Annotated in this window: 24 protein-coding genes; 15 read left to right on the top strand and 9 right to left on the bottom strand. The window is 50.2% G+C overall.

The features are described 5' to 3' along the window. Positions 1–42 precede the first annotated feature (42 nt). The 6 genes from ABWV55_RS03555 (at position 43) to folE (ending at position 5,316) form a co-directional block, all read left to right on the top strand. Positions 43–873 carry a creatininase family protein gene (locus tag ABWV55_RS03555; RefSeq protein WP_353292320.1) on the top strand — a complete coding sequence of 277 codons (831 nt, stop codon included), beginning with the start codon at positions 43–45 and terminating at the stop codon, positions 871–873. A gap of 76 nt (positions 874–949) precedes the next feature. Next, entirely contained in the window at positions 950–1,669 is a 720-nt protein-coding gene (locus ABWV55_RS03550) for an aldehyde oxygenase (deformylating) (protein ID WP_353292319.1), read from the top strand. A 115-nt stretch (positions 1,670–1,784) separates the two neighbouring features. After that, a complete protein-coding gene (locus ABWV55_RS03545; RefSeq protein WP_353292318.1) occupies positions 1,785–2,822 on the top strand; it encodes a long-chain acyl-[acyl-carrier-protein] reductase in 1,038 nt (345 codons plus the stop codon). 15 nt (positions 2,823–2,837) lie between these two features. Further along, the gene (locus ABWV55_RS03540; RefSeq protein ID WP_353292317.1) at positions 2,838–3,827 is read left to right on the top strand and encodes an acetyl-CoA carboxylase carboxyltransferase subunit alpha; all 990 of its coding nucleotides are present in this window, start codon (positions 2,838–2,840) and stop codon (positions 3,825–3,827) included. 24 nt (positions 3,828–3,851) lie between these two features. After that, positions 3,852–4,559, top strand: a complete 708-nt coding sequence (locus ABWV55_RS03535; RefSeq protein WP_353292316.1) for an SDR family oxidoreductase — start codon at positions 3,852–3,854, stop codon at positions 4,557–4,559. A gap of 10 nt (positions 4,560–4,569) precedes the next feature. Next, a complete protein-coding gene (gene folE, locus ABWV55_RS03530; RefSeq protein WP_353292315.1) occupies positions 4,570–5,316 on the top strand; it encodes a GTP cyclohydrolase I in 747 nt (248 codons plus the stop codon). Between the two features lies 1 nt (position 5,317). Here folE and ABWV55_RS03525 read toward each other — a convergent pair whose 3' ends face one another. Continuing rightward, positions 5,318–5,983, bottom strand: coding sequence for a phosphoribosylanthranilate isomerase (locus ABWV55_RS03525; RefSeq protein ID WP_353292314.1), 666 nt, complete (start codon positions 5,981–5,983; stop codon positions 5,318–5,320). A gap of 72 nt (positions 5,984–6,055) precedes the next feature. Between ABWV55_RS03525 and ABWV55_RS03520 the strand changes: the two genes are divergently transcribed. Beyond that, the gene (locus ABWV55_RS03520; protein WP_353292313.1) at positions 6,056–7,306 is read left to right on the top strand and encodes a site-2 protease family protein; all 1,251 of its coding nucleotides are present in this window, start codon (positions 6,056–6,058) and stop codon (positions 7,304–7,306) included. Here ABWV55_RS03520 and ABWV55_RS03515 read toward each other — a convergent pair. From ABWV55_RS03515 to ABWV55_RS03500, 4 genes are all read right to left on the bottom strand, one after another. Then, entirely contained in the window at positions 7,261–7,929 is a 669-nt protein-coding gene (locus ABWV55_RS03515; RefSeq protein ID WP_353292551.1) for a lipoate--protein ligase family protein, read from the bottom strand. The two genes, ABWV55_RS03520 and ABWV55_RS03515, sit on opposite strands and share 46 nt — an antisense overlap. A 301-nt stretch (positions 7,930–8,230) precedes the next feature. Further along, the gene (locus ABWV55_RS03510) at positions 8,231–8,386 is read right to left on the bottom strand and encodes a hypothetical protein (RefSeq protein ID WP_353292312.1); all 156 of its coding nucleotides are present in this window, start codon (positions 8,384–8,386) and stop codon (positions 8,231–8,233) included. Positions 8,387–8,552: 166 nt separating this feature from the next. Beyond that, a complete protein-coding gene (locus tag ABWV55_RS03505) occupies positions 8,553–8,711 on the bottom strand; it encodes a hypothetical protein (RefSeq protein ID WP_353292311.1) in 159 nt (52 codons plus the stop codon). 80 nt (positions 8,712–8,791) lie between these two features. After that, on the bottom strand, positions 8,792–9,262 hold the full coding sequence (locus ABWV55_RS03500; RefSeq protein ID WP_353292310.1) for a CRR6 family NdhI maturation factor: 471 nt from the start codon (positions 9,260–9,262) through the stop codon (positions 8,792–8,794). 88 nt (positions 9,263–9,350) lie between these two features. Between ABWV55_RS03500 and psaM the strand changes: the two genes are divergently transcribed. From psaM to ABWV55_RS03485, 3 genes are all read left to right on the top strand, one after another. Further along, positions 9,351–9,455 carry a photosystem I reaction center subunit XII gene (psaM, locus tag ABWV55_RS03495; protein ID WP_353292550.1) on the top strand — a complete coding sequence of 35 codons (105 nt, stop codon included), beginning with the start codon at positions 9,351–9,353 and terminating at the stop codon, positions 9,453–9,455. 136 nt (positions 9,456–9,591) lie between these two features. Further along, positions 9,592–9,918 (top strand): hypothetical protein, encoded by a 327-nt coding sequence (locus ABWV55_RS03490; RefSeq protein WP_353292309.1) that lies wholly within the window; start codon positions 9,592–9,594, stop codon positions 9,916–9,918. 69 nt (positions 9,919–9,987) lie between these two features. Then, entirely contained in the window at positions 9,988–10,944 is a 957-nt protein-coding gene (locus ABWV55_RS03485) for a protochlorophyllide reductase (protein ID WP_353292308.1), read from the top strand. A gap of 162 nt (positions 10,945–11,106) precedes the next feature. On the opposite strand, the gene bchL is transcribed toward ABWV55_RS03485, so the two are convergent. From bchL to ABWV55_RS03470, 3 genes are all read right to left on the bottom strand, one after another. Then, positions 11,107–11,997 (bottom strand): ferredoxin:protochlorophyllide reductase (ATP-dependent) iron-sulfur ATP-binding protein, encoded by an 891-nt coding sequence (gene bchL, locus ABWV55_RS03480; protein WP_353292549.1) that lies wholly within the window; start codon positions 11,995–11,997, stop codon positions 11,107–11,109. Between the two features lie 160 nt (positions 11,998–12,157). Beyond that, entirely contained in the window at positions 12,158–13,786 is a 1,629-nt protein-coding gene (locus ABWV55_RS03475) for a ferredoxin:protochlorophyllide reductase (ATP-dependent) subunit B (RefSeq protein ID WP_353292307.1), read from the bottom strand. A 40-nt stretch (positions 13,787–13,826) separates the two neighbouring features. Next, the gene (locus tag ABWV55_RS03470; protein ID WP_353292306.1) at positions 13,827–15,065 is read right to left on the bottom strand and encodes a ferredoxin:protochlorophyllide reductase (ATP-dependent) subunit N; all 1,239 of its coding nucleotides are present in this window, start codon (positions 15,063–15,065) and stop codon (positions 13,827–13,829) included. A gap of 839 nt (positions 15,066–15,904) precedes the next feature. Here ABWV55_RS03470 and ABWV55_RS03465 point away from each other — a divergent pair. Beyond that, a complete protein-coding gene (locus ABWV55_RS03465; protein WP_353292305.1) occupies positions 15,905–16,693 on the top strand; it encodes a BMC domain-containing protein in 789 nt (262 codons plus the stop codon). A gap of 5 nt (positions 16,694–16,698) precedes the next feature. Here the strand turns inward: ABWV55_RS03465 and ABWV55_RS03460 are convergent, their stop codons facing one another. Then, positions 16,699–17,280 (bottom strand): non-canonical purine NTP pyrophosphatase, encoded by a 582-nt coding sequence (locus tag ABWV55_RS03460; protein ID WP_353292304.1) that lies wholly within the window; start codon positions 17,278–17,280, stop codon positions 16,699–16,701. A 364-nt stretch (positions 17,281–17,644) separates the two neighbouring features. Here ABWV55_RS03460 and ABWV55_RS03455 point away from each other — a divergent pair, with 364 nt between their 5' ends. The 4 genes from ABWV55_RS03455 to ABWV55_RS03440 all read left to right on the top strand — a co-directional run bounded on the left by ABWV55_RS03455 (position 17,645) and on the right by ABWV55_RS03440 (position 22,369). Next, positions 17,645–17,959, top strand: a complete 315-nt coding sequence (locus ABWV55_RS03455) for a BMC domain-containing protein (RefSeq protein WP_353292303.1) — start codon at positions 17,645–17,647, stop codon at positions 17,957–17,959. A 75-nt stretch (positions 17,960–18,034) separates the two neighbouring features. Next, complete coding sequence (locus ABWV55_RS03450; protein WP_353292302.1) at positions 18,035–19,447, top strand: form I ribulose bisphosphate carboxylase large subunit; 1,413 nt, start codon at positions 18,035–18,037, stop codon at positions 19,445–19,447. 101 nt (positions 19,448–19,548) lie between these two features. Next, entirely contained in the window at positions 19,549–19,890 is a 342-nt protein-coding gene (locus tag ABWV55_RS03445; RefSeq protein ID WP_353292301.1) for a ribulose bisphosphate carboxylase small subunit, read from the top strand. Positions 19,891–19,975: 85 nt separating this feature from the next. Continuing rightward, on the top strand, positions 19,976–22,369 hold the full coding sequence (locus tag ABWV55_RS03440) for a CsoS2 family carboxysome shell protein (RefSeq protein ID WP_353292548.1): 2,394 nt from the start codon (positions 19,976–19,978) through the stop codon (positions 22,367–22,369). Positions 22,370–22,375: the final 6 nt, after the last annotated feature.

Genomic DNA, 22,375 nt, shown 5'->3' with positions numbered 1-22,375 from the left:
GACAGGCAAGGTTGGTAAACGCCCCTCTGCAAGGGAACCGGGATGGATGAATCGCAACGATGCTTTGATCAGCTCGCCTGGCCTGAGGCCCAAAAGGCGGCAAAACAGGAGGGCTCTACAGTGATTTGGCCATTTGGAGCATGCGAGCAGCACGGCCCTCAGCTACCTCTTGCGACCGATGCTTTATTTGCCGATCGGATTCTGGATGCTGTCCTGAGTCGCCTTGATCATGATTGTCCTATCTGGCGTTTACCGGTGCAATCAGTTGGTTTTTCACCTGAGCATCAGGCATTTCCAGGGACCATCAGCTTTCGTGCTGAGTTGATGTTGCAGATCGTTGAACAAGTGGGTAGTCAACTGGCAGCGATGGGAGTGCAACGTTTGGTGTTGTTTAACGCCCATGGAGGGCAGATTGGACTCCTCCAGGTGGCGGCGCGTCAATTGCGCGTTCGCTGTCCATCCATGGGGGTTCTACCCTGTTTCCTCTGGAGTGGAGTAACGGCATTGCCATCGCTAATCCCTCCTGAAGAACTCTCTAATGGTCTTCATGCTGGTCAGGCTGAAACAAGTTTGATGCTTCGCTTAGCCTCGGAGCTAGTAGGGGTATCCCGTCCATTTGATGGGGTTCATGGACAAAACTCACCCTTTAAACCTCCGGAGGGTTGGAGCCTAGAGGGGGCGGCTCCCTGTGCCTGGCTTACGAGTGATTTGAGTAAAACAGGCGTTATCGGCAATGCAACGAAAGCGTCTGCAGAACTTGGTGAGCAACTCGAGCAAGCCCTAGTTCTTCATTGGAAACAACGTCTAGAAAGCTTGTTATGCAGCGAATGGCCGCCCACCGAGGGCGTCCTGGGTAACCCCCTTGACCGCTGAACTTTGGACCCATTTGTTCCGAAGTCTTGGGTATCTGGTTATTCTCTATCGCATCGATAGTGGTTGATTGCCTCCTATGACTACCCTCAATGCACCTGAAGTATCCGTGCTGAGGGGGCAAGACGCGCTACCAGACTTCACGACAGCTGAGTATAAGGACGCATACAGTCGCATCAATGCAATCGTGATTGAGGGCGAGCAAGAGGCTCACGACAACTACATTTCTCTGGGCACACTGATCCCTGACCAGGCTGAGGAGCTGGAGCGCCTTGCGCGAATGGAAATGAAGCACATGAAAGGGTTTACATCCTGTGGAAGAAATCTTGGCGTTGAGGCAAATATGCCTTTCGCTGAAGATTTTTTTGGACCTCTGCATGGCAACTTCCAGAACGCCCTGCGTAACGGAAAGGTGGTGACTTGCCTTTTGATTCAGGCGTTGCTAATCGAAGCATTTGCGATTTCTGCCTACCACATTTACATTCCTGTCGCTGATCCCTTCGCTAGAAAAATTACCGAGGGGGTTGTGAAAGATGAGTACACCCACCTCAACTATGGTCAGAAGTGGCTTAGGGCCAATTTTGAAGCTAGTAGGGACGAGTTGTTTCAAGCCAACAGGGCTAATCTGCCTTTGATTCGCTTCATGCTTGAAGAGGTTGCCGCTGATGCAGCCATCCTCCACATGGAAAAAGAGGATCTGATCGAAGATTTCTTGATTGCCTACCAAGAGGCCTTGGGTGAGATTGGTTTCAGTTCTCGCGATATTGCCAGAATGGTTTCAGTAGCTCTCACAGTTTGATGTTTTAACGACTTTGATGCCGGTTCCCTGCATCCACTACAGCTGTGGCTAGTACCAGTTGCCGTGAGACTATGGGGTCTCCGGGGTCGTCCCTTCAGAAACTTAAAGACAGGACATGTTTGGTCTGATCGGACATTCAACAAGTTTTGAGATCGCCCGTCTCAAGGCTTTAGAGCTTGGGTTCGATCACATCGCTGGGGGCGACTTTGACGTTTGGTGCAGTGCTCCCCCCCAGCTCGTTGAGCATGTTGAAGTGACTAGCCCCGCTGGTATTACGATCCAAGGGGCCTATATCGATTCCTGTTTTGTACCCGAAATGCTTAGCCGGTTCAAAACGGCACGGCGCAAGGTTCTGAACGCGATGGAACTCGCCCAGAAGAAAGGCATTAATATCACAGCCCTTGGCGGTTTTACTTCAATTATATTTGAAAATTTTAACCTGCTTCAACACCGGACTATCCGTAACACGATACTTGAGTGGCAGCGTTTTACTACTGGCAATACTCACACCGCTTGGGTGATTTGTCGTCAAGTTGAAAACAACGCTCCGACATTAGGAATCGACCTTAGATCTGCCAAGGTTGCTGTTGTGGGTGCTACCGGCGACATTGGCAGTGCCGTTTGTCGTTGGTTAAAGGCTCGCACCGGTGTTGGCGAACTGCTCTTAGTGGCTAGACAGCAACAACCTTTGATAGATCTTCAGTCTGAACTTAAAGGTGGGCGCATTCTCGCTCTCGGTAAGGCACTTGCCGAGGCTGATGTTGTGATCTGGGTAGCTAGTATGCCCCGCACATTGGAAATTGATCACAACAGCCTGCGCAAGCCCTGCTTGATGATTGACGGTGGTTACCCTAAAAATCTTGATTCTAAAGTTGCTGGTGGCGATATTCATGTACTGAAAGGTGGCATCGTGGAGTTCTGCCGGGATATAGGTTGGTCGATGATGGCGATCGCCGAAATGGAAAAACCTCAACGCCAGATGTTTGCTTGTTTTGCCGAGGCGATGTTGCTCGAGTTTGAGCACCATCACACCAACTTCAGTTGGGGTCGAAACAACATCACCTTAGAGAAAATGGATTTGATTGGTGCGGCTTCCGTCCGCCACGGCTTCTCAACCCTCAATCTCAAAACCAACCTTCAGGCCGCAGCCTGACTCTTTCTTAATCTCATGACTCGTCGTCCCCTACTCGAGTTCGAGAAGCCTCTAGTAGAGCTGGAGAAGCAAATTGAACAAATCCGTCAGCTTGCACGGGATTCTGAGGTCGACGTCACTCAGCAGCTCCAGCAGCTCGAATCGCTTGCGGCTAAAAGGCGCCAGGAAATTTTCCGAAGTTTAACACCTGCGCAGAAAATTCAAGTTGCCCGTCACCCCCAACGGCCCAGCACGCTCGACTTCATACAGATGTTTTGCGACGATTGGGTTGAACTCCACGGAGATCGTCGGGGCAATGATGACCAAGCCCTGGTAGGTGGTATTGGTCGTCTAGGCGATCGTCCCGTGTTACTAATTGGAAATCAGAAGGGGCGTGACACCAGGGAGAATGTAGCTCGCAATTTTGGGATGGCAACACCCGGGGGCTACCGTAAAGCCATGCGATTGATGGACCATGCCGATCGATTTCGCTTGCCGATTCTCACATTTATCGATACTCCCGGCGCCTATGCAGGTTTACAGGCGGAAGAGCAAGGGCAAGGGGAGGCTATTGCCGTGAATCTTCGTGAGATGTTCCGCTTGCGGGTACCCATTATTGCTACTGTGATCGGTGAGGGTGGGTCTGGCGGCGCACTCGGCATTGGCGTTGCCGATCGCCTACTCATGTTCGAGCATAGTGTATACACCGTTGCGAGCCCGGAAGCTTGTGCTTCAATTCTTTGGCGGGATGCTACCAAGGCCCCTGATGCTGCTGCTGCCTTACGGATTACAGGCTACGACCTGCTCGAGTTAGGCGTGGCTGACGAAGTTCTTAAGGAACCCTCCGGTGGTAACAATTGGGCTCCCCTGGATGCCGGAAAAATTCTCCGAGCAGCGCTTGACCGCCACCTAGACCAGTTGCTGACTCTTTCAGAACAGGAAATTAGAGACGCACGTTACTCGAAATTCCGTGCGATGGGGCGTTTTATCGAAAAAACTTCACAGGATTTTGATGATGTCGCTTAGTATGCCTCTGTTTGCTAAAAGCGTTTGCCAACGGCATTGATCACAGGCGCCAGTCGAGGCATTGGGCGACGCACGGCAGAGCTCCTTGCTTATAGAGGTTGGGATCTGTTGCTAACCGCACGTAACCTAAGTCAGCTTGAGGAGCTTGCGATCCCTCTGCGCTCTTCGGGTTCGCTCGTTGCGACAGCAGCAATTGATCTTATCGATTCAGGTTCGATCAGCACTGCATTCGCAAGTTTGATGTCTAAAGGAGGCACTCCCTCCATACTGATCAACAACGCCGGCGCTGCCTATACCGGTGATCTTTTGGCTATGCCGCTTGAGCATTGGCAATGGTTGTTTCAACTCAATCTCACTAGCGTTATGCAAGTGTGTTCTGCGGTTGTTCCTGTTATGCGACCACAGGGTGGTCTGGTGATCAACGTAAGCAGCCACGCTGCTCGGAATGCATTCCCTCAGTGGGGTGCGTATTGCACGACTAAAGCTGCTCTTTCTGCCTTCACGCGTTGCTTGGCGGAGGAAGAGCGGCAACGTGGTATCCGTGCTTGTACGCTCACACTTGGCGCTGTAAACACCCCTTTATGGGATGCAGAAACCGTACACAGCGATTTCAATCGTCATGCCATGCTCACTGTCGATCAAGCTGCTGATGCATTGGTAAGCCTGGCTGAGCAACCCTCCAATCAAGTGATCGAAGACCTCACACTTATGCCGGCTGCCGGCGCCTTCTAAACGAATCGTTATGACTACTACCGTCCCCTTCGTTTCCCGTGGCACTGCTATCGGCACCGACAGCGTTATTCATTCTGACCTCTCGAGTGAAATTCGAGAACGTCTGCAACAAGCTGGAGTGCCATTTCTCGCTAATGACAACATTTCTGAGCACTTAGAACCTGGTGAGTTAGCTAGGCTTGAAGTGGAAGTAGCCGACAAAGTACGTGATCTATTGCGCACTCTTGTGATTGATATCGATAACGATCACAACACTAATGAGACAGCTGAACGCGTTGCTCGCATGTATCTCCACGAGGTATTCAAGGGCCGCTATCATCCGCAGCCCAAGGTAGCAAGTTTCCCCAACGTGAAGCAACTCGATGAAATTTATACAGTCGGCCCGATCACAGTTCGTTCTGCTTGTTCACATCATCTTGTACCCATTATGGGCAACTGTTGGATTGGAATTAAACCAGGTAGTCGTGTGATTGGATTATCAAAGTTTACACGAGTAGCTGATTGGGTGTTTTCCCGACCTCACATCCAAGAGGAAGCCGTGATGATTCTGGCAAATGAGATCGAAAAACTTTGCGAACCTCAGGGCTTGGGAATCATCATCAGAGCTCAACACTATTGTATGAAGTGGCGTGGAGTAAAAGAGCCGCAAACCAGCATGGTTAATTCGGTTGTACGGGGTGACTTTCGTCATGACTCAAGCCTTAAGCAAGAGTTTTTTGAGTTGGTGCGTCAACAGCAGGCTCTTCTAGACTCGTAAACTAGCCTAGAGACTGGACCGCATCAACTAAGTCTTGAACTTTGCCAAGATCCTTCAAACCTGGTTTAACTTCAAGCATGCTAGACGCGTCTAATCCATCAGGTGAAACTTCGCGTAAAAGTTTTGGAATCCACTCGGCATTTATCCCTCCCGCTAGCCACCATGGTGTAAATTGAGTCCTCCTAGAAATCCAGTCCAAGGGCAACCGGTGACCCGTTCCACCAAGCTGATTAGGGCTCCAAGCATCGAGAAGGAGAGCATCGACAGTTCCGGAATAAAGCTTCATTATTTCAAGATCTTCGGCTCTGCGAGGCCGTAAAGCTTTCCACCATTCAACATCCGGCCACCGTTGTTGGAGAGCTGCACATCTCGATGGTGATTCAGCACCGTGTAGCTGAATTGATGAAGGAGTTCCATCTCCAATCAAGGCTTCTCTCAGATCTCCATCACTCGGATCGGCAACAACCCAAACCCTTTTTAAATTTGGTGTTTTCTCTTGCAAGGCCTTAAAAAGGCTCCGGCGTCGGGCAGAGTCGACAAACCGTGCACTCTTGGCCACACCGATTGCTCCGATGGCTTGAACATCCATGGCTGCAATAGCTAGTGCCTGCTCTATATCCGTTAACCCACAAATCTTGATAGCTGGCACAGAGAGAGAGTCGCTCATAGGGACTATTCATTTCTTCCTTTAGGATCAGGGATAACATGTCCTCGAAGCGACACAATCCCCGGGTTAGTGGTGAGAGAAGGCTGGCAACTTTTCAAAATTGTGGGAATTCCCATAAAGGTTCAGCCGACGTGGCTGTTTGCGGTTGCGATATTCACGACCTTGTTCCAGCCTCGTTACACTGCAGCCGTTGAACCAATTGTACTCAGTTGGGGATTCGCGCTGCTCACTACGCTACTCCTCTTTGCTTCAGTCCTTCTGCATGAACTCGGCCATGCCCTAATGGCGCTCCGAGAAGGCGTGAAAGTGGTGAGTATCACTCTATTTCATCTCGGCGGTATCGCCCGAGTAGAGAAAGAGTGCTCCACGGCTATGGGAAACCTTCGCATTGCGGCCGCCGGACCAATCGTCAGCCTACTGCTAGCGCTAGGAATGTTGCTCGTAGCTGAAGCCTTAACAGTACAGCAACCCCTATTCACCATCCTATTTAGGCAAGTCGGTTTGCTCAACCTGATGCTTGCCTTGTTCAATCTCCTACCAGGTCTTCCACTTGATGGTGGCTTGATTCTTAAAGCTTTGGTTTGGAAAATTACGGGTAGCCAAAAACGTGGTGTCCAGGTAGCCTCAGCCTTGGGGCGCTTGCTCTCGACCCTGATGATCGTGATAGGTGGTCTATTTCTATGGCAAGGCGCTGGCGTAAATGGATTGTTATTAATCTTAATTGGTTGGTTTGGCCTTAGTGCTAACCGCAGTCAATCACAGATACTTTTCCTCCAGAAAATTCTCCAAGATTTAAATGTAGATCAGGCTGCGGGTCATGCTTTTCGAGTCATTGAAGCAGATCAACCCTTGCGTCGTCTTAGCCAGATGCGTTTGCACGCAAAAGAAAACGCCGGTGCAGCAGATTGGGTCTTGGTGTGCAAATGCGGTCGTTGGGTAGGTTGGATTGATGATCAACCGCTGCTTAATTTGCCCATTCAGCAATGGGATCGACAAAAGGTGGAGGATCACATGCAGCCGCTTGATGATCTTCCATCAATTTCTTGTAGTGCCGCCCTTTGGGAGGCAGTTGGAGCCCTGGAGAAGTCAACGGAGGGCCGTTTACTCGTTCTAAGTGCTGCTGGTTTGCCAAACGCCACAATCGATCGCAGCGATGTTGGGGATGCTGTGTTGAAACGATTAGGCATCACATTGCCAGCATCGTTTCTCTCAGTGGCGCGACAGCAAAACAGCTATCCAATGGGTTTGGTAGTGCTACCTCAGGTGGTAGCGTCGATTCAGGCCCAGAGCACCGATGAAGAAACCAGCGAAGCCAATTCCTGATGTTCGCTGATGCTCAGCCCTTCGGTATGCCAATCTGTTTCAGACCACGAACGCTTCAGGGCATTGCTAAGGTGCTTGTCTAGCGTGTCTCTAGGAATTGAGGAAGGGGCTGATACCGGTGGCGCTTCTTTGAATACCGACCGCCATAGGTCAACCGATGGATCCAGGACTATTTCTCCGTGTTGAAGCAGACGTCCCTGTTGCCAGCACTGTGCACTTCCGATGCGTTTAACTCCTCCGGAGTCAACTAGATCTGCTGCTGTAGACTGTGCGAAGCAATTGATGCAATCAGTCGTTGCAATTTCATGGCCAAAGCAGAGTGACAAGCCCAAGGTACTAAATCCGTCGATTAGCCACTGACATGCCTCTAGGTAAGCCTGTCGCCGTCGTCGCGGAGCGTCGGGCCATAAGAGAGCATAGGTTAAACCGCCCGAATGTAAGACAGCCCGACCGCCACTTGGACGACGTACCAGTGTGATCTCTTTGGCCTGGACAAGTTCATTCCAGTGTTCTGGCCAACTGCGCTGATGTCGTCCCAGCGATAACCATGGGCCAGACCATTGATAAAAGCGAAGGACTGGCCGGGTCTGGTTTTGATTAAGCAACAAACGATCCAATGCCATTTGGGTGTAACCATCGGCACGCAGGGTGGGGATGAACCGCCCTGTGGGGAGTGTGCTAAAAGACACTATCTAGGTATGAGGTACGGGAATCGGTTGTCATGCTGTCTTGGCGAACGCGCCAACCTCAGCCGCTCCAGGGTTTCTGGCCGGCGATATGGTGGACTTACTAAATCATAATGATAACCACAGGGTTCCTATCCTTCTTTTACTTTGGCCAAATCATACCTACCTCTTTACCAAATTTTAGCTACAGGCAATCCAGCTGTTGTTTCAGACCGACGGTTTTAGCGAGCAAAATCGTTCACTCACGCAGCGCACCTGTCTTCCTGCGTCCAGCTTTAACAGCTGAACTGGCCCTGTTGGCAGCAATACTAGCAAGCTTTGCTGCAATTTGAACGCTGTTGGTTATACCAAAGAAACCATCAATACCGCTTCCACGCCTTGTGCCTTTCAGCAACTCCCATCTGAGGAACCATGCGATGACTGAATTTACCTCTACTCTTTTCTAGCGGGGGTTGATTACACTGCTAATAGGATTGCCGGAATACTTGGCTCTGAAAAAGAATTGGTCATGGATCTCATTTGTTAATTGGATTGATATCTACTTGAGTTAGCCAAGCTGTTCAGATCAACACTTCAGCTGTGCTCTGCTCTCCTAAGCGCTGCCTCATCAATAGTTTATGCATAAAGGTTGCTACAAGCTCCCGATTAGGGCTGTTACTGGGTTGGGTAGCTGCTGTGGCAAAGCCGTGAATGGTCGGTTGCTTTGATGCTCGTACCATTTAGGTTTGATATTTGACTATCATGCTAGCAGTTGATGGTTATCACTGCGTTATCCAATTTTGGTTGAGCTGGGTTGCTTTTAGTTCAACAGGGCCCAAAAGCTGTCGTTGAGCTCGTAACCGAGGGCGACTGCCATCTGCGAGAGATTACCTCGCATAGGTCGATTAAGCTTCTCGTTGCAAAGCTCGTCGAGTTGCATCAGACGATGTGTAAGCCAAAGATCGAGTGCTTGGGGATCAAATCGCAGCCCTTCGCTGCGGTTAAAGGTATGCGAAACTACCATTGCAACGTGGCGAATCAAGCTACCTCGGTCACGCTCCAGTATAAGAGGTAACCAGGGATAACGCGCATCAGCACGCAACGCCCAGAGACGAGGTTCTGGGCATTCCGCTAATTCCCGTGGGTCTCTTGCGTCTCTGGGCCAGTGGAAATTGAGCTCGAGAATTGGACCTTGGTCTAGCAATGAGTTGAGTGACTGATCGGTACAAATCCGAAGTGGACTGAGATCAAGATGACGAATTGATGTTGCATCGATTACAATCGGATCCATGAGTTGGTGTGACAGGCTTTTGCGAATGATGGCCTGTAACGGCCCCAAGGAAGAAGAATGGGAGTGTTGTTTAGATGTTCTCTCATCTATGGCCTCCGCCCTTTCTGCTGCTGAAATCTTTATTGCTCTCGTGGTTGCCGCCCACGCTGCCGTATTGGCTTTGCGTCTTTCTGTGAGTTTGTACCGTGCCTGAGTAGTAATAGCCATTAAACGCATCAGCAATACCTAATTTGATTGACCATTACAGGTTTGGCACTAGATCTGGCCGCGTTATATAAACGGGTAACAGGTTTTAAACCGTTGTCCGCGTTTAACTTTGAATTTGATCAATGTCTCAGCCTGACACTGCACACGTGGTTACTGACATTCAGCTGCAAGCAGATCGTCGTGAGCTTCAGTGCAGTGTTCTTGCTTTGACAGTCAAAGTAGGTTTGATAATCCTCAGTGGAGTTAGTTTGGTACGTCTTTCTGGTGCTTATCAAGAGCGATTTGATCGTCACGAAGAGTTGGCTGCTGTTGTTGCAGCAGAATCAATAAAATTGCGAACATTACAAAGGCGATTTGATCATTTGTTTAGCATCGGTGGTGAGAAACGCTTAATAGATGAGCAGGATCAATGGATTGCCCCAAATCGAATTCGAATTATTTGGCACTGAATTTCATGACCACATGATGCAGCGTTTTGCTGTTGACTCCCAGACTATGTTTCTGTTCGACCTCTTGTCATGTACGGCACACCAGGCACTGTTTTGATTACTGGTACGACATCGGGTATTGGTCTAAACGCTGCGAACACTTTGGCAATGCACGGCTGGCAGGTGATTACGGCCAATCGCAGTCCACAACGGGCAACAGCAGCGGCAGCAGAACTGAAGATCCCTAAAGAGCGAATAGAGCACGTTGCAATGGATCTCGGTGATTTAGATAGTATTCGTCGCTCTATGCAAAGTCTTCCGGAGAAGCTTGATGCTGTCGTTTGTAATGCTGCGGTTTACAAGCCGAAGTTGAAGCAACCCGAGCGTTCACCACAAGGTTATGAAATATCGATGGCCACTAATCACTTAGGCCATTTTCTGCTGATCCAACTTTTGCTAGATCGTTTGAGGGCATCTAATCACCCATCTAGGCGTGTTGTGATTCTCGGCACGGTAACGGCAAATTCAAAGGAATTAGGCGGTAAAATTCCTATTCCTGCACCAGCTGACTTAGGAGATCTTTCTGGCTTTGAGTTGGGTTTTCTAGATCCTGTTTCTATGGCTAATGGGAGGGAATTTAAGCCAGGGAAGGCTTATAAAGACAGCAAGTTATGCAATATGATCATGATGCAAGAGCTGCATCAGCGGCTTCATGAAAAAACAGGTATCACGTTTAGTTCTCTCTATCCCGGTTGTGTCGCAGACTCGTCACTGTTTCGTAATGCCCCGAAAGCATTTCAAGTGATCTTTCCTTGGTTCCAAAAAAATATTACCGGCGGTTATGTCACCCAAGCGCTAGCTGGTGACCGAGTCGCCAAGGTGTTGGCAGATTCAGATTTTGCTGAATCTGGGGTGCATTGGAGTTGGGGCAACCGCCAAAAGAAAAATGGCAAGCAATTCAACCAGCAACTGTCGGAACAGGCTACTGATCGAGAAACTGCCTCAAAAGTGTGGAACTTATCCAAACAACTTGTCGGACTTCACTAACAGCTTATTCTGATTAGACAAGCTGACAATAACGATACCCGATTTTCCTCAATATCTTATATTGTCGTATTACTGTTACAACTAAGGCTTAACACTTCTAATCCAAACGATGCTTAAAGAAGCTTTTTATATTAAGAGCTCTAAAAGTAATAAAGACCTAACTTAGTCGAACCCAAGTAGGTCAAAAATTTCACGGTCTTTAAGAGAGACTACTTCAAGGGGTTCAACTTTATCAAGCATATTCTGTGCGAGGCATAAATATTCATTACAAACAGCCATGACTCCTTCATCGTTCTCATCCATCTCGAAGATAGTGCACTTTTTCAGCCGTGAGCGTCGGATTGCGTCCACATCCTTAAAATGAGCCATGGTGCGCAGGCCAGTGCGCTCATTGAATTTATCGATTTGATCGGTATCTTTTGAACGGTTTGCAACGACGCCACCCAATCGAACTTTGTAATTTTTAGCTTTAGCTTGAATAGCCTGTACAATGCGATTCATCGCGAAGATTGAGTCAAAATCGTTGGCTGTTACAATCAAGCAATAGTTAGCATGCTGCAGTGGGGCTGCAAATCCACCACAAACTACATCGCCAAGAACATCGAAGATTACAACATCAGTTTCCTCTAGCAGGTGATGCTCTTTGAGTAACTTTACGGTCTGTCCGGTAACATAGCCGCCGCAACCAGTTCCGGCAGGTGGTCCACCACTTTCTACACATTTTACGCCATTGAACCCGGTGAAAACGAAGTCTTTCGGACGCAGTTCTTCGCTATGAAAGTCCACCTCTTCGAGAATATCAATCACCGTTGGCACCATTCTGTGGGTCAAGGTGAAGGTGCTGTCGTGTTTAGGATCACAACCGATTTGCAAAACACGTTTTCCGAGCCTTGAAAAGGCGGCTGATAGGTTTGATGAAGTGGTGGATTTACCTATTCCACCCTTGCCATAAACCGCAATAACGAGAGCCCCGTCTTCGATCTTTATTTTCGGGTCCTGAAGGACTTGAACACTTCCCTCTCCATCCGTAGGACGCGACAGCGTGGTTGTCATGGAGGTCAACTATCTATCTTCATTGAAGTTCAATGCTGGGCCCGTTTGTTATGTCCATGGTTAATTCGACATAAGTGGTTGAACAGTGTTCATTTGCTCACACTTTTCTCAAAAACGTCAATGACAAATACTTATGCATTAGTTAACAGACCCTAAATAATCAAGCGCCGTAGTGAGCTTTGGCGTCATAGAGAATTTCACTATCAATACGGGCTATGCCCTGTTCTTTAGCAAAGATCTCCGTGTTCCGCCGCACCTTGCCGCGTACAAAGAATGGAATTTTTTTCAATTCGGCTTCGCCATCAAGGGTCCATTCCAAAGTTGGCGTCGCGACGCCAACTTTGGAATGGCTTGGGGAGTCAGTACTGTTCCCACTGTGTTCTCTTACTGTGGCAGCTGTTTCGTCAACCTGAGCTTGAGCTGCTTGTAGGCCACCCAGATGGCCTAGATGACTTTGATGTCCGTCCACAAATTCAAAATCATGACGGAACATCCCGATTAGGTGCTCTTCCAAACCCATCATTAGTGGGTAAACCCAGTTATCAAAAATCACATTGGCACCTTCCCATCCCATTTGAGGGCTAAATCGTGCCGGTACATCTTGTACATGCATAGGCGTACTGATCACCGCACAAGGAATTCCTAAACGTTTGGCACAGTGACGCTCCATTTGCGTCCCGAGCACTAGTTCCGGCACGGCCTCAGCCATCGCAGCTTCCACGGCCAAATAGTCATCGCTTATCAGGGCTTCCAGCCTTAAAGCTTTTGCTGCAGCTCGCACCGGACGAGCCATCTCCCGGCTGTAAGTGCCCAATCCTACCACTTGAAAACCCAGTTCTTCCTTGGCAATTCGTGCAGCAGCTAAAACGTGGCTTCCATCTCCAAAAATAAAAACACGTTTGCCGGTGAGATATGTCGAGTCGACGGATGCAGAATACCAGGGCAATCTGGAACTACGTTGCCCTTCTTTTGCATCAGGTGGATTCATCCCGAGGAGTCCGTGAATCTCTTCCAAAAAATCAGCTGTGGCACCCACGCCAATGGGTATCGTTCGAGTAAATGGGAGTCCAAATTGGCGTTCCATCCAACTGCAACAGGTTTCAGCGATTTCCGCATAAAGACAAACGTTTAAGTCTGCCTGTGGCAACCGCAAAATATCAGCCACCGTAGCCTCAAGTGGAACTACGGCATTGATGTTGATGCCATGGTTCGCTAGAAGCCTACTGATTTCGATTACGTCATCACGACAGCGAAATCCCAGGAGTGAAGGTCCAATCAGATTTACGCAGGGCCTTCGATTTTCTGATATCCAGGCTGTTGGATCTCGGCTCTCGCTTTGAACATAGTGATTCTTAAGAAGCCCACGCACCAATTGGTACAGGGTTTCAGATGCTCCCCAGTTTTCTTTTTTACTGTAGGCGGGAAGCTCAAGGCTCACAACCGGAAGGTCCAAGCCCATCCCTTCAGCAAGAGCACCGGGTTGATCTTGAATCAATTCCGCTGTGCAGCTTTCCCCAACGAGAAGGGCATCGGGCCGGAAACGTTCAACGGCTTCACGCACGTGACGCTTGACGAGCTCTGCGGTATCACCGCCTAAGTCACGCGCTTGGAATGTAGTGTAGGTGACGGGTGGTCGATTGTTTTGTCGTTCAATCATGGTGAAAAGAAGGTCGGCATAGGTATCGCCCTGCGGAGCGTGCAACACGTAATGCACACCTTTCATCGAAGCTGCAATTCGCATGGCCCCAACATGCGGGGGACCTTCATAAGTCCAGAGCGTTAATTCCATAGGAGATCACACAAGTGTGGTTAAAGATGTGCTGTCGTTGCTAACGCGCGAGTAGCTGGTGTCGTCTCAGTGGTCTTGAGAACAGTTCGGCCAATTCACCAGCTTGATCGATTCCGTGAATTGGGCTAAAGACGAGTTCGATAGACCACTTAGTGGCGATCCCTTCTGCTTCTAAAGGGTTGGCTAAACCCATTCCACACACTACAAGATCTGGCTGGTTATTACGGACTCTGTCTAATTGCAGCTCAACATGCTGACCTTCCACGACCGGTGTTCCTTCTGGTAGAAGGGCGATTTCTTCGGCCATCTGGTCTCGATTGAGATAGGGAGTGCCGACCTCGACGAGCTCCATGCCGCATTCCCTTTGAAGAAAACGAGCGAGGGGTAGCTCGAGTTGAGATTCGGGAAGGAGAAAGATGCGTTTTCCATGCAATACCTCGCGATGGTGAGCTAAAGCGATCCGAGCTCGTTCCATCAGGGGATCAAGAACCGCTTGCACTTGGCCGTCGCTGATGCCGAAGTCATGTGCGGCTGCTTCCATCCAGCGCCGACTTCCCTCTGCACCAAGGGGGAAGGTTGTGGTAAGCACCCGAGCACCGCGATCCCGCAGCAGCCGTGCCGTAGTTGTAAGGTACGGCTGTGTCAAGAGCACCGTAGTACCGGGACCGACCACAGGCAGATTTGTCGATTGACGCGGCGGCAAGCTCCGTATCACTGAAATACCGAGCCTGCTGAAAAGGCATGTGAAGCGGTCTTCTACGGCATCCGCCAATGTGCCGACAAGTAAGAGTTGGCGTTCTTCAGAGGCTGGAAGCAGTGGAACGAGTGCTGCGAGTGCTCCGTCCTCACCTTGTGTAAAAGTGGTCTCGATGCCGCTGCCGGAATAGTTAATAACACGGACACGACCTTGAAGCTCTTCTGTTAGCCGCTCCGCGGCACGGGCTAAATCCAGTTTGATCACTTCGCTCGGACAGGAGCCAACAAGAAATAGTGTCCGAATTTCAGGTCGACGCTGCAGGAGCTCATGCGCGACGCGATCAAGTTCTTCTTGCGCGTCTGCGATGCCAGCTAGATCGCGTTCGTTCAGAATTGCCGTTCCAAAGCGTGGCTCAGCAAAAATCATTACTCCTGCTGCACTTTGGATCAGATATGCACAGGTACGAGATCCCACAACAAGAAAAAAGGCATCTGGCATTCGCCTGTGAAGCCAAACAATCGACGTGAGTCCGCAGAACACTTCTCGCGGTCCACTTTCCTTAAGCAAGGTTGGGCCGGACATCGGCCACTCCATCGATGAAACTTTCTTTAATGTGCTGGCGAAAAGGCACTTCAGCCCAATAGTGCTCAAACTCTTTGGAATCAGTTACTAACAGACAGAAACCACAGGGTTGATGCTTCTAGATGCGAAGAACTTACCTGGAAAAATTAATAGTAAAATTTTTGCGGCGTGAACTTTGAGTCAATGCTACGCTTTCATCATATCGGACTTTCCACTTCAAAAACCAAAAACAATAACGATAATAACAATAAGGTTACCGCCATCGTCAGTGTTGCACAGCCTAAAACACTTAATCCCCTATCCCACCTGCCTCGATTCTAGCAGTTGTCTATGAATAGGTAAATCTCAAACATACTATGGTACCGCTAACCGAAATAAAAATACAAGATCTTATGGAGTCTGTCTCTATCTATCTCAAAACCAAAACGAACTTTTTTGGAATTTAAAATTCGTCTGGTCTCAATCAACTTCATATCTGACCTTTAAAATTTAATTTGACCAGCAGTTGAGAGTTCAGCTAACAGGTCCATATTCCAATAATGAGAGACGTACCTTTGAAACGATGCAGTATTAGAGTATTTTTAATTAATGGTAGCTGCAATATATTGGTTTCAATTACCTTGATTCAAGTGTTGGATTAAATGGGAAAAGGCAACCACGCCACGACCGTAGTCAACACTGGATCTGTATAGCATTTGCGCAGGTTTGCTTAGAAATCACCGTGATTTTGAGGGTAGTTCGGGAGACGATGTCAATCGCATCCGAGTACAGCCAACCCCCAGGTTGGAACCTGGCGTCATGGCGAGTCTCAATGTAAAATCGTCCGTTACAATCCCACAATGATCAGTTTCGCCAACTTCGAGCACCGAGAGGGGCGGTTTAGCGGTAGCGCGCTTGTGACCGGGACCGAAGTGCAGCGATCGCCTGTCGCAGGTGCTAGTTGCGTTGTTACAACGGATTCGGAGTCACCGCGGCTGTTGCGCCAGAACAGCCATGTGCAATCCATTGAGCTTCGCACTTATGTCTTTATTGATTCACTACAGCCGCAGTTGGCAGCCTACATGGGAACGGCTAGCCAGGGATTTCTTCCCATACCTGGCGACGCTTGCTTATGGATGGAAGTATCGCCAGGTATGGCAGTTCATCGAGTTACCGATATTGCGTTGAAGGCTAGCAATGTTCGCCTCGGCCAAATGATAGTGGAGCGGGCTTTTGGTTCCATGGCCCTCTATCATCGCGACCAAAGCACAGTACTTCATTCGGGCGACGTCGTTTTGGAAGCTATTGGCGGCACAGTTGAACAACGCAACTCTGCTGAGGTAAGCTGGACCGAGGTAATTCGTGCTATCACCCCTGATCATACCGTTCTGATCAATCGTCAAAACCGTCGCGGGTCGATGATTGAAGCAGGAATGAGTATGTTCATACTCGAAACAGAACCAGCTGGCTACGTGCTCATTGCAGCCAACGAAGCTGAGAAATCATCAAACATCACGCTCGTTGACGTAAAAGCGGTCGGAGCGTTTGGACGCCTAACCCTCGCTGGACGGGAAGGGGATGTAGAGGAGGCTGCTGCAGCTGCTATGCGCTCTATCGAAATGGTTAATCGCAACTCAACTATGCGTTGATTCCTTTAATCGAGTTTTAGATGTTTTCGCAAAAGTGTGGCTAGTGCTCTCGCAGCTTTGCCTCGACTGCCAAGTTTATTCAGTTGAGGTAGATTGAGTTGGCCATAGCTACACCGAGCTTCACGCACCCAAATCAACGACTCGTACCCTCCATTTGGATAAGCCGGCGCTGTCAGGACTTCACCCCAACACACACCCTCAGCGGCGGCAACGCAGCAGCCTCTAGGGTTGCTTAGCACCATCGTACTGCGGAAGCACGCGCTACGATAAGGACAATTTCCTAGCTCGCTGAGTAGACGTCGAACCTTTGCATTATCGTCTGATGCATAGCGAGCTGAATAGAGGCCCGGCGCTCCTTGCAAAGCGTCAACCTCTAGCCCAGAATCATCAGCAATTGCCCAGCTGTTAGTTCGACGTGCCGCTGCCGCCGCCTTAAGGCTGGCATTTTCCTGGTATGTAACGCCGGTTTCTTCAACGTTCAAATCGTCGGGTTGACGCTGAACGATGAGAGGTAAAGGCCCGAGCATGGAACCAATCTCTGCGACTTTATTTGGGTTGCCGCTAGCAATGGTCAAAAGCCGGCTCAAGGATGACCCAGCAACGGGGAAATCATTCCGAGGATAAAAACAGTCGCAAGAACAGTACCGCTAGACGTTTCAATAGCCAACCAAACCAAGAGTTTTCCATCTCCACAAACGCTAGGCAGTTGTTGTTGCTCTTAACATTTTGTAATATTAGAGCGTTACGGTTGCTGCAATAACAACCTCTGGAAAGGCACAGATAGAAGCCCCGGCAGCAATTCGAGAGATTTTAGCGGCAGGCTGATAGGTCAAGCTTATAGGGTTGAGCACAGACAGTAATCAAGACAGGGCTCCAAATCGCTTGACGACGAGGGTCTTGGCAGAGCAATGTCTCGAGCGAACATCCCACAATTTTTTTCTCCGGTAGGCAATGGCTAACGAAACCATGGGTATCGCTCTCGGCATGATCGAGACCCGCGGCCTGGTTCCCGCAATTGAGGCAGCTGATGCCATGACCAAGGCTGCTGAGGTGCGCCTAATTGGTCGTGAGTTCGTCGGCGGCGGTTATGTAACTGTTTTGGTCCGTGGCGAAACCGGCGCCGTAAACGCCGCAGTGCGTGCCGGTGCAGATGCTTGCGAGCGTGTAGGAGACGGCTTGGTTGCTGCTCACATCATTGCCCGCCCCCATCGTGAAGTAGAGCCTGCACTTGGCAATGGCAACTTCCTTAGTGGTCAGAAGGACTGAAACCGGCTGAGCCCCTGAGAAGGCTGCTACGTCCTACCCCACCTCACCTCTTCACCGACCAAACAGAGTTTTCCTATGAGCAAAAAGTACGACGCTGGGGTCAAGGAGTACAGGGACACTTACTGGACTCCTGATTACGTTCCCTTAGATACCGACCTTTTAGCCTGTTTCAAGTGCACCGGCCAAGAAGGTGTTCCAAAAGAAGAAGTTGCCGCTGCTGTGGCTGCTGAATCCTCAACTGGCACCTGGTCCACTGTGTGGTCCGAGCTGCTTACCGACCTCGATTTCTACAAAGGCCGCTGCTATCGCATTGAAGACGTTCCTGGTGACAAGGAAGCCTTTTATGCTTTTGTCGCCTATCCTCTCGACTTGTTTGAGGAAGGCTCCATTACCAACGTTCTGACTTCACTGGTTGGCAACGTGTTTGGCTTCAAGGCTTTGCGCCATCTACGATTGGAAGACATACGTTTTCCAATCGCTTTTATCAAGAGCTGCTACGGCCCGCCGAACGGTATCGCTGTTGAGCGCGATCGGATGAATAAGTACGGTCGCCCTCTGTTGGGTTGCACCATTAAACCAAAACTTGGCTTGAGCGGCAAAAACTATGGACGTGTTGTCTACGAGTGTCTGCGCGGCGGTCTGGACTTCACTAAAGATGACGAAAACATCAACTCCCAGCCTTTCCAACGCTGGCAAAATCGCTTCGAATTTGTTGCGGAAGCCATCAAACTGTCCGAACAAGAGACTGGTGAGCGCAAAGGTCATTACCTCAACGTGACCGCCAACACCCCTGAAGAAATGTATGAGCGTGCCGAGTTCGCCAAAGAACTTGGCATGCCAATCATCATGCATGACTTCATTACCGGCGGTTTCACCGCGAACACTGGTCTATCGAGGTGGTGTCGCAAGAACGGCATGCTGCTACATATTCACCGTGCCATGCATGCTGTGATTGACCGCCATCCCAAGCACGGCATTCACTTCCGTGTCCTCGCCAAGTGCTTACGTCTATCCGGGGGTGACCAACTGCACACCGGCACCGTGGTCGGCAAGTTGGAAGGCGATCGTCAGACCACCCTCGGTTACATAGATCAATTGCGCGAATCTTTCGTTCCTGAAGATCGTAGCCGTGGCAACTTCTTTGATCAGGATTGGGGTTCCATGCCTGGTGTGTTTGCCGTTGCTTCCGGCGGTATTCATGTATGGCACATGCCCGCGCTAGTTGCCATTTTCGGTGATGATTCGGTTCTTCAGTTCGGTGGTGGTACCCATGGCCATCCTTGGGGCTCCGCTGCTGGCGCTGCTGCTAACCGTGTGGCTCTCGAGGCTTGCGTTAAGGCACGCAATGCTGGTCGCGAGATCGAGCAAGAAAGCCGTGACATTCTCATGGAGGCCGGTAAGCATAGCCCTGAGCTGGCCATCGCTCTCGATACCTGGAAGGAAATCAAGTTCGAGTTCGACACTGTCGACAAACTCGACGTCCAATGATCTGAGAATAAAGGGCAATGTTGTCCCTAACTCTTTTTCATTAAAAATCTGACCAGACAACTCCGATTCGACCAAAACAACCTCGTTAAAGCAAGACCCCTATGCCTTTCCAGAGCACCGTGGGTGACTATCAAACAGTTGCCACCCTGGAGACCTTCGGTTTCCTACCGCCGATGACGCAGGACGAAATTTACGATCAAATTGAGTACATTATCGCTCAGGGTTGGAGCCCGCTCGTTGAGCACGTCCATCCTTCTAACTCCATGGCCACCTATTGGTCTTATTGGAAGCTTCCTTTCTTTGGTGAAAAGGATTTGAACAATGTGGTTAGTGAGCTTGAAGCTTGTCACCGCGCATACCCCGACCATCACGTACGCATAGTCGGTTACGACGCATACACTCAGAGCCAAGGCTCCTGCTTCGTAGTCTTTGAGGGTCGCTAAACCAGCGATTCAATGGTTCCGAGCCCTGACCTTCATCAGGGCTCAGTTTTTTACAGATTATTCACGACGACACCCTTGGGCAGACATGGTAAGACTTTCTAGTCGCGAACTTGCGCTTGAGCGCCGAAAGGCTCTCACCATTGTTGGTAAAAAGGCATCTATCGCTGCCGGTAATGGCTCGAATCGTGTTCGCACAGCGGCCGATGTCCGCTTGAGGCGCCGCACCGATGCCAGTGCTTCGCCTCCTGAACTTGAGGCATCAACCCCTGCTGCATCGGTTTCTATTGGTCAGCGACGTTGGCAGAAATTGACATCTTCTTCTGCCTATCGTTCTCAGGCCAAGCCTTTGAGCCGCCCCAGCCGTGAACTGGCGTTGGCCCGCCGTGATGCCTTATCTCGTCGCGGAAAAGCGGCTGACACATCCCATGATTGCACTCGTGCTGAGATTGTCCGTAGAACCAAGTCAACTGTTCCTGCCGCCACACTAGGATCTAAGAAGGAAGTTTTCAAACTCGGTGGAGATAGTGCGGTCTCACAGACATCTCGCCTAGCGTTATCTGCTCCCGCTACTCAACTGGGCAGTCGTAACAATGATCGACGTTCCGTTTTTCTGAAGCGTCGTGCTATCGATAATCCTAGCCGGACACTAGTTTTAGCCCGTAGAGAAGCCATGGCTAAGCATGGCAAGACTGCAGGAAGACAACCAACCAGTGCTGCTGCTGTTGCACGTCATGCGAACCCTGATTTAACCAGTCGGGAGCTCGCCCAGCGAGTCCGTCAGCTTCGTGCTAAGGCAGGTTCTCGAAACCAACAAAGCACCGGAATTACACGTCCAAGTGGTCCGAACCGTCACGGCGCAAAACAGGCTGCTTCTGCTGACGCTTACTGGAAAGTTGGTGAAAGCAAAACATCCTCCGGTCAGATTGTGACTGGTACCCAAGCCAATCGCTCGATAAAGACAACGGGCAACGAAGCCAGCACATGCCGTTCCATCACAGGCACCGAGTATCTCGGTGCCGAAGTGTTTCAAACCTTTTGTCAATCCGCACCCGAGACGACAACACCAGCAAAGGTGCGCGTCACCGCCACTACTCATGGCAACCGAGTGACGGGAAATGAGGTGGGTCGTTCAGAGAAAGTTACTGGTGATGAGCCCGGAACTTGCAAAAGTGTGACCGGTACAGAGTACATATCTGCAACTCAGCATGCCGCTTATTGCGGTGGTGTGAACCCTTCACCCAAGAAGGTTGGTCAGAGCCTTACCCAGCAGGGACGTCGTGTGAGCGGTGTAATGGTGGGTCGTTCCTCCAGCGTGACAGGTGATGAAGCTGGAGCGGACCGCACCCTCACAGGTGATCAATACTTGGGTTCTGATCCATTGCCTAAAGGTCGTCCAGCCGCCAAGGTTGGTATATCCGAGACCGTGGCTGGTGCAAGTGTGACCGGTACCTTGGTGGGTCGTTCATCAGCCGTCACCGGAGATGAGTTTGGGTCCTGCCATCGCGTCACTGGTGACCAATACCTCAGTTCCGAACAGTTCCACTCTTTTTGTGGTTCGAAGCCAGTTGCCGAAGCCTCCAAAGTTGGTTTCAGTACTACCAACCGCAGTCTTGTGGTGAGCGGAACCCAAACCGGGAGATCTGAACAAGTGACTGGTGATGAACCGGGGACTTGCAAGCCTGTCACAGGAACGCCCTATGCAGGCCTTGAGCAGGCTGGTCAGTACTGCAGTACTTCAGCCGTTCAAGCAATTCGCGAACGCACCCCGTATCGCCCAGGTACTCCCGCAGCTTCTATGACAGGTATTCAGCCGGGGATTGGTGGAGTCATGACCGGTAATGAGCGCGGTGCGTGTGAAACGATCTCAGGCACTCCTTACGTCGGTGCTGAACAATTATCAGCTGTTTGTGGAACCGAAGTTCTTGCGAGTTCCGATCGCCATGTTCAGTCCGACGAGCATGCTCCTTGGATGAGCTTTAGTGTCGTATCGCCTGCACGAGCGGCGCAGCGGCGGCGTGATTCGCGATCCTCAGTGACCGGTATCGCTTATGAGAATGGCCATCGCATTACCGGTCCTTTTGACATGGCTGGCGGAAAGGTGACCGGTACAGAACAATTTCGATTTGACAATCGTGAACTTCAAAATTCCCAACAGCAAGCCCGTCGGTTTCAACCGACAGCCCTAACAGCTCCAGACGTAGATCAAAAACCAGCCGAGCACATCTCACGAGTGACCGGCGAAGGTTCGTCTACCAAGGTGACCGGCGATGATTGGGATCGTGGAAAACACGTCACGGGAACCGAAGGTGCATCAGCACGCCGTCGCAATCCCACCCGTCCTGGTCCAATGAGTGCTATGGCTTCCTACGAGAAGAAGCGTAATCAAGAAGTCGAGTGGCCTACAAGCCGTGTAACAGGCTCAAGCGGTAATACCGATAAGGGTTCTTTAGTCACCGTTTCAGGTGGAGCAAGGGGTTGATTTACT

This window comes from Synechococcus sp. M16CYN (genome assembly GCF_040371545.1).
Classification (GTDB): Bacteria; Cyanobacteriota; Cyanobacteriia; order PCC-6307; family Cyanobiaceae; genus Parasynechococcus.
This window is presented reverse-complemented; position numbering and strand designations above follow the sequence as displayed.